Source organism: Colwellia sp. BRX10-1, assembly GCF_014077545.1.
Taxonomy (GTDB): Bacteria; Pseudomonadota; Gammaproteobacteria; order Enterobacterales; family Alteromonadaceae; genus Colwellia_A.
In genome coordinates this window covers 59530-73487 of the sequence record NZ_JACGWC010000013.1, presented here as the reverse complement: position 1 = coordinate 73487, position 13958 = coordinate 59530, and the positions used below count along the sequence as shown (strand labels likewise).

The window sequence follows — 13958 nt, the reverse complement described above, 5'->3', positions numbered from 1 at the left end:
AGTCATACCTATAATTTTTAAAAACAAAATTTCGATAACAGGCTGTGACTTCCATGCGTGTTATCAAGGAGTAATAGATGTCCTACACCACGTTTAATCAAGTTCCTAATAATGCGCTACTCGAGCCAATGTTTTTAGGTAACAGTGTCAATGTCTCACGATATGACCAACAACGTTTTATCGCCTTTGAAAAACTTATTGAAAAACAGTTATCGTTTTTTTGGCGTCCTGAAGAAATTGATGTATCAAAAGACAGATCTGATTGGCAAAGTTTAACGCCTTCAGAAAAGCATATTTTCATTTCCAACCTAAAATATCAAACTTTGCTTGATTCTATGGCAGCACGCTCGGTGAATGCGATGTTTTTACCGCTGGTTTCATTACCAGAAGTAGAAACTTGGATAGAAACCTGGGCTTTCAGTGAAACCATTCATTCTCGCTCTTACACGCATATTTTGAGAAACTTGTTTTCAGATCCAAGTGAAATATTTGACGACATCGTTGTTAACCCAGCTATTTTAAAGCGTGCATCCAGTATTTCTAAATACTTTGATGCCGTGATCATCACCACACAACTACTCCAGTCACAAGGTGACGGTACCTATGAAGTCGATGGTGAAATGATTGAAGTATCAACTCGCAAGCTTAAAGAGCGCTTATACTTGGCTGTTTGTTCGGTCAACGCTTTAGAAGCCATTCGCTTTTATGTCAGCTTTGCCTGTTCATTTGCTTTTGCCGAGCGTGAGTTATTAGAAGGTAACGCAAAAATTATTAAGCTTATTGCTCGAGATGAAGCTTTGCATTTAACCGGTACTCAACATATTTTAAATAACTGGTTATCCGGTAGAGATGATCCTGAAATGAAAATCATTTCTCAAGAAATGAAAGAGCAAGGATTACAGATATTTCTTGATGTTGTTGAACAAGAAAAAGAATGGGCTCAGTACCTATTCAAAGACGGTTCAATGATTGGCTTGAATGCGGCAATATTAAATCAATATATTGAGTACATTAGTAATCAACGCTTAACGGCTATTGGTTTTGATGCACCCTTTGATATAAAAAGTAACCCATTACCATGGATGAATGCTTACTTAGTATCAGACAATGTTCAGGTCGCTCCACAAGAAACAGAGATATCGAGTTACTTAGTTGGTCAAGTCGACTCTTCTGTATCAAGTGATGATTTTGATGGCTTTGACCTTTAATGGTTTTAACCTCCAGATAAAGAAGCGATTATCATGCTTTCTTATCACATCATTAGCACATTTTGCGTTTAAGCCTTTTTAAATGAAAAGTGCTAATGATATGGCTATGTGCCCGCAAAAATTGTCTGAAAGTAAGAAAGCTCATCGTATTTTTGTCGATAATAAAACCATTACCTTTCAAGCCAACGATAAAAGTTTACTAGAGTGTTTAGAAAAGGCTAATGTGGAAGTGCATTATCACTGTCGTGACGGTTTTTGTGGGGCGTGTCGAGTAACCTTAGTTGAAGGCGAAATTAGCTACCCTCAAGGAGAGCCACTCGCTTTTATTGGCGATGGAGAAGTGCTCTCTTGCTGTTGTGTGCCAAAGAGTGACATCAAACTTATCGTTGAATAACTAATACTAGGATTATTAACGGGTCTTTAAAGATTGGAGAATCAACGCGTATAGATGTTGAGCGACAAATATACCCGTCACTCATCATCAACATCTATTAATCTTATACTTATACTTATAATTGCGCGCTTAACCTAACTTCTATACCGTCTAAAACCTTAGTTAACTCTGCGGCAACCGGTTGATACAATTGTTGATAACGCGCAGTATCTTCAATACTTACCGCTTCATCTAGCGCTTTAGTCAATTCAAACAGTTGCATAGCTCCTACTGAGCAAGAAACACCTTTTAAGGTATGTACTAAGTGTTTACAAGCAGTTTGATCATCAGTACTGATCGCTTGTTGAATCTTTTCACTGTCTTTTGAATGGTCTTCATAAAACATCACCAGTATTTCAGCAAAAAGGTCTTCATCTCCAAGGACATTACCAATACCTATTTCAGCATCAATACCTGGATATTCGTCTTCACTGGTCACCGGTAACTCATCGATAATACCCTCAGCGGCAACCGTATTTGATTCTTGATGCACCTTCACTTGATTTCGGCCACTGTGTTTTGCTTCATATAAGCAAAGATCAGCTTCTTTTAATAAGCCTTCTAAGTTCATCTCATCGCCCTTGCCTAATGATAAGCCGATACTGACTGTTACAGACACCTTTTCATCTTTGGTATCATCAATATATATTTTACTATGTTCTACTCTTTCTCTTAAGCGTTCGCAGGCAACAAGCGCATTCTCTGCAGAGGTATTTGCCATACATATCGCAAATTCTTCGCCACCAACTCGACCAATAATATCATTATCTCGAAAACAATCGCAGATGATATCAGCAAATTCAACTAGGACTTTATCACCGGTATCATGACCGTAATTATCGTTAACCGCTTTAAAAAAATCTATATCGAGCATTGCCACAGCAAGTGGTTTATTAGTGCGTTTTGCTTGGCTAATCGCTTTACCCGCTAAGTCTTCAAAAGCGCCTCTGTTACGAATACCGGTTAAGAAGTCTGTATTAGCTAGAGACTCTAGCTCTAAAGTTTTCTCTAAAAGCCGCAGCGAGGTTCGTATTCTAGCCAATAACACTTTCGGAATATAAGGTTTAGTTACGTAGTCATCTGCGCCAAATTCTAGAGCAGCAACAATTTGATCTTCATCATCTGAAGCCGATAACATAATGACTGGCGTATTGAAAATAATAGGGTGATTTTTTAATTTGTGTAACATCTCTAAGCCTGAGATACCCGGCATATACATATCTAATAAAATGAGGTCTATCGCTTGCTCTTCTAAAACCTCTAAGGCTTTTTCTCCAGATTCGGCGGTAAACACATTATAACCTTCTTCACCTAAATCAAACTCTAATAGCATGAGCGTATCTTTAGCGTCATCAACAGCGAGAATGTTATATTTTTTCTTTGTATTCATAGTTTATTCCCATTGGAAGGCTTATTCGTCATCTTTAGCTGTTAGGTGTTTTTGTAAGATATTAATTAACAAATCATATTCCCTTGATAAATCATTTTGAAGCGATAACAATTCAACACTATTTTTTATTCTAGCCGATTGTTCAATTTGTCGCGTTAATTTTCCAAGATTAATGCCACCTAAATTTTTTGACGAACCACTAACTTTATGTGCTAAAGCTATAATATCATCAAATAATTTATTTTCCATAGCGATAGCTAACTCATTTTTAAGCGCAGGCATATCCTCAATAAATAAACTGATAAGCTGTTTACTTAATTTGTCATTATTTCTAATACGCTTTAAAAAACCTGTTTTATCCCAAATGATATCTTCATTTGTCTTTGAATGACTACTTTTGGAGTTATCACCATGGCTAGTCTGGGTTAGGGGCTCTGCAATCTCGTTACTGTTATCATCAGACACGGTTTCAAAGCTATCTAGCCCAACCCATGCCGATATTTTTTTAAGTAAAATATCGGTATCTACCGGTTTAGTCGCGTAATCACTCATGCCTGCCGCTAAACATTTTTCTTTATCACCTTTCATCGCATTGGCAGTCATGGCAATAATTGGAATGTTACGATGAACAACACCAGCCTTTCCTGCCCTTATTGCTTTTGTTGCATCGTAGCCGTCCATTTCAGGCATTTGACAGTCCATAATAATGATTTGGTAGGGAGCATCGTCTGGTGAAGAATCTAAAGCAGCCAGGGCTTCGATACCATTACCAGCAACATCAGCTGACAAACCAATATTGGCTAGTACACCTAAAATGACCACTTGGTTAATACGGTTATCTTCAACCAATAAGATGCGGGTGTTTTTGGCAATGACGCGATTAGCATTTGAATGTTTTAACTTATGCACGTTATGTTGGGTAACAAAGGGTTTATTGACATTCAAAGTGCCTTCTTCGTCTAAAACAAGACTTAACGTAGCAAATAAATCTGCGGTGGTTGCTGGCTTGGGGAAATACGCAGAAAAGCCGAGTTGTTCAAAAAAGTTAGCATCTCCTCGATCACTCATTGACGTCATCATAATAAGTTTAGTTTTTTGTGTATGTCGATGACCCTTCAAGCGCTCACCTAAAGTAACGCCGTCCATGCCAGGCATTTGCATATCAAGAATTGCCGCATCAAAAAAATCAACCGGGTGATTATCCACCTGCTCGATAGCACAAGCGCCATCCTTTGCTTGCGTAACCTCTGCCCCCCAAATAGCTAACTGTCCTTTTAATACCGCCAAATTTGTCGCGTTATCATCAACTATTAGTATTTGCTTACCTTTTATGTCTACCTGAGGCATGACTGTTTGAGAATTATCACTTTCGTTAAGTAGTATGGTAAAAGTAAACACACTGCCCTGACCTTCGGCACTTGTTACGCTAATATCCCCTGACATCAGTTGGGCTAATTGTTTAACAATGGCCAAACCTAAGCCTGTACCTCCATATTTTCGTGTAGTAGAGGCGTCTACTTGGGTAAAAGAATCAAACAATGTAATCATTTTATTTTCAGGAATACCAATACCCGTATCTGATATGCTGCATGTTAATTGCAACTGATGTTGATGTTTCTTAATCGAGGCTTTAATGAGTACTTCACCGGTCTCGGTAAATTTTATTGAATTACTGACTAAATTTGACAGTATTTGCCGTAAACGACTAGGGTCACCCTTAACTAAAGATTGTTCAACACCGCAAACATCCAGTATCAATTCCAAGCCTTTTTCCTGCGCTTTTATCGCCATCGACTCAGCAAAGTCGCCAAGCTGACTTCGAATATCAAAATCAAGTATTTCAAGTTCTAGTTTTCCTGCCTCTATTTTTGAAAAGTCCAAAATATCATTAATCAAAGATAATAAAGATTGAGCACTTGAACTGGCTAATTGCAAATGATGAGCTTGTTGTTTATCGATATTACTTTGCTGAAGTAAACCTAACATCCCTAAGACGCCATTCATCGGGGTACGTATTTCATGACTCATACTTGCAAGAAACTGCGAGCGCAGCAACAGAGCGTGCTCTGCCATATCTAAAGCGTCCTGTTTTAAAGTACCTAAGTTTTTTTGCTCGGTTATATCACGATGAGTTCCCACCACTCTGAAGTTTTTTTGATCTTTATGATTAACCATTTGACTATGTGTTTCAATATATCGAATAGTTCCATCAGGCAAAGTGATACGATATTCAAAATTAATTACTATGCCTTTCTTAACTTCACGGATAAATTGTTCTTCGACAAATTTAAGATCGTCTATGTGTATAGCAGTTCGCCAAATTTTTTCTGTAGGTACTGTTGAATCTTTATCATAGCCAAATAATTCATACATTCGACTGTCCCAAAGACTTAGACCTGTTTGAATATCATAGTCCCAAACGCCTATTCTTGGGGCTGACAAGGCAAAATTTAAACGCCATGCCATATCTTTAGCTTCTTCAATACTGCGGATACTTTCTGCTGCCAACAACTTGTTTTCAGTGATATCACGTATTAATCCGGTAAAAACAACATCACCAGAAATATTTATTTTACTGACACTTAAATGCATAAAGAACTTTTCGCCATTTTTTCTTAATGCTGTCAGTTCAAGGGTGCGGCCTTTTACTTCACTTGAAGTATGTTGTAAAAAACGTTTAAATTCGTCCACTGGGTTAATAGTATTATCTACGGGCACTAGAAATAGTGCGTTTTTACCAAGGACCTCATTGGTTTGATAGCCAAATATTTTTTCAGCCGCATGATTAAAAGCGAGAATATTACCTTTCCCGTCAATATTTATAACACCATCAGCAATTGAGTTTAAAATAGAATAAAGCTTTGCTAACGCATCTTCTGCACGTATTGTTTCACTTTTTTGGACAATCGACTTTTGCTCTATTTGCATTAATAAATTTTTAAAACTTCTTGCTAAAGCGCCAATTTCATCATTTTCTTGCACCGGTAACTTACCGATAACACCCTGCTCTTCATATTGGGCAACACCTTTAGTCATCAACAACAAAGCACGTGTTATCCGCTTAGACGCCATAATACAAAACACTAGACTTAATATGGCTAAGATAAAGCTAAATAATATTGCCCGGTTTTTCATACTTTCTAATGATTGCAGATAAATATTACTTTTATTTTCAATAACTAAGTGTAATGGATTTTCTTGGCCAAATTCGGCAAACTGAACAGTAGAGTAATAGGCTAATTTATTATCAACATCTATCTCTTTATCTTGCACTAGCTTATCGCTAGTGAGTATTGAGGAAAAAATAACACTCAGCGACGGAAACTTTTCAATCACCTTGATATTGTTTTTATCAACTTTTTGATCGGCTGGAAAATAAATAAAATCACCCGCTGAATTAGCAAGATAAAAAGTAACTTTTTCTAAAGCATTTTCCTTAAGCCGTTCAATAAATAAAGAAAAATCAACTTCTATTGTTATTGAGCCAAAAAGTTCGTTATCAGCCGTATAAATAGGGGTAGCGATAAATAAAGAACTCTGTAAAGGCTTGCCCTGAGTATTTTTTTGATAATATATCTCTGAAAAATACACTTCACCTTTTTTGACTAATAATGCCGCTTTTAATGAATCAAGCGCTATATTTTGACTAGATTGCTCAAAAGGAGTGACCTTCACTTGGTCATTTTCATGGTCAACACTGACAATACTGCGAACATGTTTCTCTGTTGTTAAATAACTTATATTTTTATAAATAGGTTGGTTTTTGATAAATTCTTTGAATATCCCCTGTAATTTTTTCCGCCATAACAGGTTTTGTTCATCATCAGATTTGATAGACTCCATAACACCTTGTATTGACGCGGTCTTACTGAGGAAGATTGAGTCGTTGGCACTTTCTCGATAGAAATAGGCTATTAATGGTTTTACAATTTTACTTTTAATATTGAGTTCATCAAACGCCTGCTCTTTAACCAACTGCTGGCTTTCAATATAAAATACAGTGCCAACCGCAAAAGCAATAAGGAGTGATAAAGAAAAGCCAGCAAATGGAATTTTAAAAGCTAATGAGCTAAAAACTTTTCCGATAGAGAAGCTTTTACTGGCTTTAGTTAATGGCTGCGCAGTATGATGATGTTCTTTAGATGCGCCATTATTATCTTGTAAATGATTGTTTTTGATAAGTGCTACTTCTCTTTTGGTGAATCTATTCATACGCCGATAAAAATAGAGTCTGAAACAATATTTTTGAGAAAAGACTAAATATTCAATTGGCTATCAAATAACATACTAGAACCAACGCTTATATGCAATTGTGGTAGATCAACAACAATAACACTGATAACTAAACCTTAGGATATTACTGAGCATTTACCGATAAAACATCACCAAATTAGTAATAATAACTTGCTCAGCGGCTAACAATTATCATATATATTCGAGCTGTAATTTAATTATTTTCAATTAAAAAGCTGGCCAATTCTTTTGAATTAAACGGTTTTCTTAAAACGGGGTAATGCCATTGTTTATCTTCCTCAGCAATATAACCACTAATTGAAAAGATTCGAATATTAGGAAACTTTGCTTTCACTAATTCCACAGCCTCTCGACCTGAAATATCGGGTAATATCATATCGGTAATAAAAATATCAAAAGGTTGCTCAGTCGCTAAAATGTTCATTAAACCCATTTTATTGTTGGTATGTTCAGTTTTAACGCCTTCGTTTTCTAAATACAAGGAAACAAACTCAGCAATACTTATCTCATCATCTAAAATAAGTACGCGCTTTCCCTTTATATTTAATTGGCTTTTAAGCGTTAAGGGACTTTTCTTTGGGGGATTTTTTAAAATCTGGCACTTAAAGACTAAGGTAAAGTGCGCCCCACCCAAACTGCCATGTCCTGAAACTCGTATATGACCATTATGCTTATATATTGTGCTATAAACATTAGCTAATCCAATACCGTTGCCCTTATTAACTGATTTACTGCTGTAAAAGGGATCAAACACTTTAGTCAAATTACCTTGCTCAATACCCACACCACTATCTTTGACATGAATTTCTAAATTTTGCTGTTCATTAATGTTGGCTGATATTTCTATCTGTCCAATTAAGCCTCTTTCGCGGATCGCATCCTGAGAATTTAACACTAAGTTAAGCAATATATTAATAAATTCACCTTGAGGAAACTTTATTTTACAGCATAGTTCATTGGTATGAATGCTAAAGTCTATGGTAGGAAGTAACAATTGCTTAAAAAGATATTGGTTATCAATAATATCCTGTATCGGGTCAAACCGAACCACTTTGATGGTAGGTTTACGCGTAAAAGCTAATAAACGCTCGGTAACGCTTTTACCTTTATCTATCGCATTCTTGACCCGCTCAATATACCTTGAAATATCACGTTCACCTTGGGCGAACTTAATCTCTAACATTTCGGTAGCGCCTAAAGCGACGCCCAGTACATTATTGATGTCATGTGAAACATTGCCAAAAGTATTACCCAGTAAAGCGAGTCGATTACTAATAAGTTGTTGTTGGTCTTTACGAAATTGCTCAGTAACGTTTTCAACAATCCAAATAAATATTCCTTCATCGGCTTCATAGGTTACCGATAAATCAAAAACACTATTGTATTGATCAAAACTAATATGAGTTTCTTTAAGTTGACCACACTTTTTTGCTTTTCGTTTAAACGCAAGATAGTCGGTAATACTGAAATTAATATAATTAAAAAGCACGGCGCTACTGTGGGCAGTTTTTGGTGTTAGATCTTGATAAACGACATTATCTTTGTCATCAATAAAGAAAACCGGTACCTTTATTGTATAATTGACCATAGCGAGCAGTTTTAATTTTTCAAAAATAGTTTCTGATTGGCTAATATCTTTAAATACGCCGAAAACACCAACAACGTCACCCGCAGTATTGAGTTCAACCTCACCAAAACACTCCACTTTCACTTTATTGCCCTGTTTATTTCTTATAGCACTTTTAAAGTAGAAGCCTTGTTTATTAACAATGGCATTATCTAAATAATTTCGTACCTTAACCTGTTCTTCTACCAGGTAAAAGTCTAAGGCCGAAACTACCTTTGGTTGGTAATTAGTGGCGTCTACACCATGAATTTTATAAAGCTCAGTTGACCAATATAAGGTATTATCAATACAATCTAGACGCCAATGCCCTGATTTATTTAAACTTTCCGCTAGCAACAGATAATTATTTCTTTCTTTTAGCTTTTCGACTAATTGATGTTGCGCGGTGATATCTTTAACTGAGCCAAACATTTTATAAGCACGCTCTGCCCTGTATTCGATAATTTTACCAAAAACAGTTACCCACTTCGTAGCACCTTGCTCTGTAGTCATTGACAGCGTTAAATTTATACTGGGTATTTCACCAAGACAATGCGCTTTGGCTTCTTGGTTAAGGCGGGCTAAATCTTCTTCTTTTAACCATTTTTGACCAAAAGAAAGTGGGCCTAAGAATGCTTCTGCAGAATAATCCAACATAGCCATAAATTGTGCGGAATAAAGTAGCGTTCCTTCAATAATATTCCACTCCCAAAAAGCTTCTTCTATGGTGTTTAATATTTTATGGGTGTGTTTTGATAACGCTGCAGATTCTATTTTTTCTGCTAGCTTTTCCCGCTCATTAATCGTTTTATCGTCAGAGCTATCGTTTAACAATGAATCCGAAAGGTAGACGGTATAACCGCCAGCAACTTCACTTGTTTTTATTGTACAATTGAGCATCTCATCTGATTTACTCAATAAGACAACATCTCTAACACCTGATCCACGTTGGAAGTTATGACAAAACTTTAGATGCGAATTAGCAAATTCCTTGGGCAAGAGCATTTCTAGCGGTTGCCCTTTAATTTCTGCTAAACAATAACCAGAAAAACTTTCTGCCCAACGATTACAACCGGTAATAATCCCTTGATGATCTAATTGAATAACCGAAAAAGGAATACTATTGATCGATACCGTTAAATCGTTAGAGGTAGCGTTCAAAATAGTTCATCTTCATCATCAAAATCAACTACTTCCTCTTCTTGTTGTTGATTAAGGACTTCAAGTTCATCAACACTGGCTAAGGCGCCATCAAGTAAATCGGTAACTTCAAGAAAATTTATATCATCTTGTGAGTGTTTTTTTAAAGCACCATGAACCAAGTTGGTCAGATATTGTTCTTGTTCATCTGACATCTCTAGGACATGGAAGCTCATACCTATGTTAGTGACTATCTCATTCATCACTTCCTGTTGATGGTGCTTAGATATGGCAATCATATTTTTGGTAGTAGAAACAGCTTGCTGAATTTTACTTTGTACTTGCACCAGTGAATTTTTATAGGTAATAAAAGCAATACGAGCACCGATGCATTCAATAACAGAGGCGAGTGCATCAATATATATATCAGTATCAATAGCGCCATCTACTAAATTTAAAATAAGGATTGAGCACAGTGGGTGGTTAAAAATAGTTCTAGAACTAAAGCGATATAAGCGAGGTTTAACCCTTAACAGTTTCATTACATCGATTTCTACCGGAGAACAAAAGCCATTTTTAGAACTAAAGAAAAGTGATTTTTCATTGATCGGGTAAAAAGCAATACAGCCATCTAAGTTCATTGTATAAAGAAATGAAAACACTTCATCTCTAATTTTTTCTAAAGTAAAACAATGATTAAGTCGAGATGTTAGCTGCATACAGCTGCCATATTTAGCCGCTTGTGCCATTGAAATATTAATAACTCGATCTTTTGAACTAATTTCTGTTTCAAAGCTATGAATTTTATCTTGATAAGAAATAAGTTTTTTTAGCTTTTTATCCAAAGCTAATAAAGAAATAGGTTTTGCAAGGAAATCATCGGCACCACACTCTAAACCTTTAAGTACAGCATCTTCGGTGGCTAGGCCAGAATACAAGACAAAAGAGGTTGCGACGGTATGTTGTTCAACGTTACGTTTTATCCATTGTGACCCTTTGTCTTCGCCAATATTTTCATCAACTAAGGCGATGTCAAAAAGTTGATTGTCGCTGACTAACTTATCCGCATCTTTAATATTAGTCGCGCACGTTACTTCAAAACTTTCGGTTAATGCTTCATGAAGCAGTTCAAGGTAATCTTTGTCATCATCAATAATTAACAAACGGGGTTTAGGCATAATAATTCCTTTTTTTATGAGATTTCAACCTTAGTAAAGGCAGTTGTTAAGCACTTTTTTGAAAAACACTAGAACGATTACGCCCTTGGTCTTTTGCTTGATATAAAGCGATATCAGCTTGTTTTATTAATTCACTTGCATTGGCTACGTGATCGGCAGCGCTTGTTGTTGCAATACCAATACTTACCGTCACATAAGGAAATATTGATGAATATTCGTGTTTTATTTTTTGGCTTAATAGCGCTAAGCTTAATTCTTTTGCTTTAAATCTAGCGCCCTCGACTGGCGTAAAAGGCAACACAACAATAAATTCCTCTCCCCCATAACGAGCTAATGAGTCAGTGGCTCGATTAAGCGTTTCATTAAGCGTATTAGCAACCTGAACTAAACACTTATCGCCTTGTGGGTGACCATAGTTATCGTTATAAGGCTTAAAAAAGTCAATATCTATCATCAATATTGATAATTCCCCTTGTTGTCGCTCATTAATTTGCCAAGCACTAGCGAGGACTTCTTCTAACCCTCTTCGGTTAAGTATCTGCGTTAGCGGGTCAATACTACTGAGTATTTCTAGTTGTTTATTGGCGCGTTCAAGCGCTCCTTTCATTTTGGTAATACGTTCCATCGCTCTTAATTTTGCGCTCAAAATCACTTGTTTTATCGGCTTTGTTAAGTAATCGTCAGCACCCGCATCAATACCTTGAGTTAAATACTCTTCGCTGTCGTTGGAGCTAAGAAAGATAATAGGGAACCATTTGGGGTATTCTTTTCTTATCATTTTTGTTAGCGCAAAACCGTCAACCTCGGGCATTTCTATATCCATAAGCACTAAATCAATGTTTTCTTTCTTTAATGCTGCCATCGCCTGCACATGACCATTAGCAACGACGGCAATATGGCCGCTGTCAATGATCATCGCACTAACAACTTCTCTGATAAACTTATTATCATCCACAACTAAAATGTTCACATTAATGCCTTATTACATGGGCCATAAATTAAAATATTGATGTTTACGATGCCCAAACATATGATGCTTCGACAACATTACCATTATCTTGGAAGTCTAAGCTGTCACACAGCTGCTCAACTAACTCAATACCACGACCGCTAAGCTCGAGTTTATTTGCTGGCTTGTTCACTCGTTGCTCATAGTATTTTTTTATATCAAATCCTTGCCCACTATCTTGTATTTTAATCATAATTCGACCGCCATTTGGAAAGGGGTAATGGCATATTTGTAATTCGATAAAGCCATGCGCTAAATTTTTCAAACGCAATTCTCGTTCTTTATAATATTGAGAGAAACCATCTGCACTGGCTTTTAACTTAGAGCTTAAGCCTAAGACACCATGGTCAAGTGAATTAATAAATAACTCAGTGAGTATGCTGTATAAACTTTGCCAATGCTCTGCATGACCTTCTATATCATTTATTTGATTCATAGCCATAGGAATTGGGTTTATAGAGGCTAAGCGCTTACCACTTAAGGTTAGTTGCCAGTGCCATGCTGGCTCTGTTGCCAAATAGATATCGTCAAGTTGCTTAGCTGAAATATTGGTAATGCCATGACTGGCGACCAGCACGTGCTCCCAACCTCCGCAAGGAATGTCAATCAATGAAATATCATCTTCTTGTGGCATAGCTTGGCAAAAGTCATTAACCGCGTTAAGCACACATTCACTAACCTTATGCGTGATTACGCCATGCTTTGCCGCCTGTTCGAATCGGTCAAAATCAAACATTTCCCCGTGTTCATTTCTCGCCTCGACAATACCATCACTGATTAAGATCATCCGATCGGTTTCTTCAATACCAAATACGGTTAATTTACTATCGGGTAAAAGCTTTGGAAGCACACCTATCGGTGGGTGACTTGACGATATTTGATGTTTTATTTTTCCTTGTTCAGAAAACAAGTAAGCATCGGGTAAGCCCGCATTAAAAACATAAACAGATTTATCATGGCTAGAGATACTGGCAAACCCCGCCGCAAGAAATAAATCTGCAGGCAGTAAATCATAAAGTTGATGATTAATTTGATTAATAATTTCAAATAACAAAAAACCTTTTTTGGTCATTGCTCTAAAGGTTTCCGCTAAGGGAATAGCACCAATAGATGAACGCAGTCCATGGCCAGTAAAATCTCCCAACATAACATTAACGTCACCATTAGGAGATAAAGCCGTTAGTTGTATATCACCACTAAATAACGCGGCGGGTTTTTTAATAATGCCAATGCGGTCAAGCGAGAAGTTTCTTGCCTCAATAACGCCCGACATTAACTGTTCAGCAAGCTCGGCATCTTTTTGTTGTTCTTGTTGTAAAATCTTAACTTGTGCGTATAAATCACTGATTCGTTGGATTGACTTTATTTTAGCTTTAAAAACTTTGGGTGAAAACGGCCTGACCAATATACCGTCACCGCCAGCATCAACACACTCAATAAAGGCTTCATCTGTATCCATACTGGTAATAAAAATCAGTGGGCACAAGCTATTATCTTGCGATAAACTTTTAATTTCTCTTGCTGCTTCATAGCCGTTCATAATGGGCATATTAATGTCCATTAACACTAAGTCAGGCTTATATTTAACATACATTGCCACGCCACGAGCACCATCATTAGCTGTAAAAACACGATAACCTTGCTCTTTTAATAAGACGCTTAAGACTTTGCATTGCATGGCAGAGTCGTCAACAACTAAAGCTAATTTAACATCATTTTTTCCAGCTAACACGGCTATAA

At 36.7% G+C, this 13958-nt stretch carries 8 protein-coding genes; 2 read left to right on the top strand and 6 right to left on the bottom strand.

Annotation, left to right across the window (positions count from 1 at the left end):
- Positions 1-77 precede the first annotated feature (77 nt).
- Positions 78-1208 carry a class Ia ribonucleoside-diphosphate reductase subunit beta gene (gene nrdB / locus H4J75_RS12085; protein WP_182215818.1) on the top strand — a complete coding sequence of 377 codons (1131 nt, stop codon included), beginning with the start codon at positions 78-80 and terminating at the stop codon, positions 1206-1208.
- 82 nt (positions 1209-1290) lie between these two features.
- Positions 1291-1602 carry a class I ribonucleotide reductase maintenance protein YfaE gene (gene yfaE, locus H4J75_RS12080; protein WP_259364623.1) on the top strand — a complete coding sequence of 104 codons (312 nt, stop codon included), beginning with the start codon at positions 1291-1293 and terminating at the stop codon, positions 1600-1602.
- A gap of 115 nt (positions 1603-1717) precedes the next feature.
- Here yfaE and H4J75_RS12075 read toward each other — a convergent pair whose 3' ends face one another.
- The 6 genes from H4J75_RS12075 to H4J75_RS20415 form a co-directional block, all read right to left on the bottom strand.
- Entirely contained in the window at positions 1718-3031 is a 1314-nt protein-coding gene (locus H4J75_RS12075) for a diguanylate cyclase (protein WP_182222260.1), read from the bottom strand.
- A gap of 21 nt (positions 3032-3052) precedes the next feature.
- Entirely contained in the window at positions 3053-7243 is a 4191-nt protein-coding gene (locus tag H4J75_RS12070; RefSeq protein ID WP_182222259.1) for a response regulator, read from the bottom strand.
- Between the two features lie 235 nt (positions 7244-7478).
- Positions 7479-10052: an ATP-binding protein gene (locus H4J75_RS12065; protein ID WP_182222258.1), complete on the bottom strand. Its 2574-nt coding sequence runs from the start codon at positions 10050-10052 to the stop codon at positions 7479-7481.
- On the bottom strand, positions 10049-11209 hold the full coding sequence (locus H4J75_RS12060) for a response regulator (protein WP_182215810.1): 1161 nt from the start codon (positions 11207-11209) through the stop codon (positions 10049-10051). Before H4J75_RS12060 ends, H4J75_RS12065 begins: the two co-directional genes overlap by 4 nt.
- Before the next feature lie 46 nt (positions 11210-11255).
- The gene (locus tag H4J75_RS20420) at positions 11256-12179 is read right to left on the bottom strand and encodes a diguanylate cyclase (RefSeq protein WP_182222257.1); all 924 of its coding nucleotides are present in this window, start codon (positions 12177-12179) and stop codon (positions 11256-11258) included.
- A gap of 43 nt (positions 12180-12222) precedes the next feature.
- Complete coding sequence (locus H4J75_RS20415; RefSeq protein ID WP_310733516.1) at positions 12223-13950, bottom strand: SpoIIE family protein phosphatase; 1728 nt, start codon at positions 13948-13950, stop codon at positions 12223-12225.
- Positions 13951-13958 lie beyond the last annotated feature (8 nt).

Excerpts from the sequence above, each read along its gene's own strand:
- H4J75_RS12060 (WP_182215810.1), bottom strand. The coding sequence starts at position 11,209 with ATGCCTAAACCCCGTTTGTTAATTATTGATGATGACAAAGATTACCTT.
- H4J75_RS12070 (WP_182222259.1), bottom strand. The coding sequence starts at position 7,243 with ATGAATAGATTCACCAAAAGAGAAGTAGCACTTATCAAAAACAATCAT.
- nrdB (WP_182215818.1), top strand. The coding sequence starts at position 78 with ATGTCCTACACCACGTTTAATCAAGTTCCTAATAATGCGCTACTCGAG.
- H4J75_RS12075 (WP_182222260.1), bottom strand. The coding sequence starts at position 3,031 with ATGAATACAAAGAAAAAATATAACATTCTCGCTGTTGATGACGCTAAA.
- yfaE (WP_259364623.1), top strand. The coding sequence starts at position 1,291 with ATGAAAAGTGCTAATGATATGGCTATGTGCCCGCAAAAATTGTCTGAA.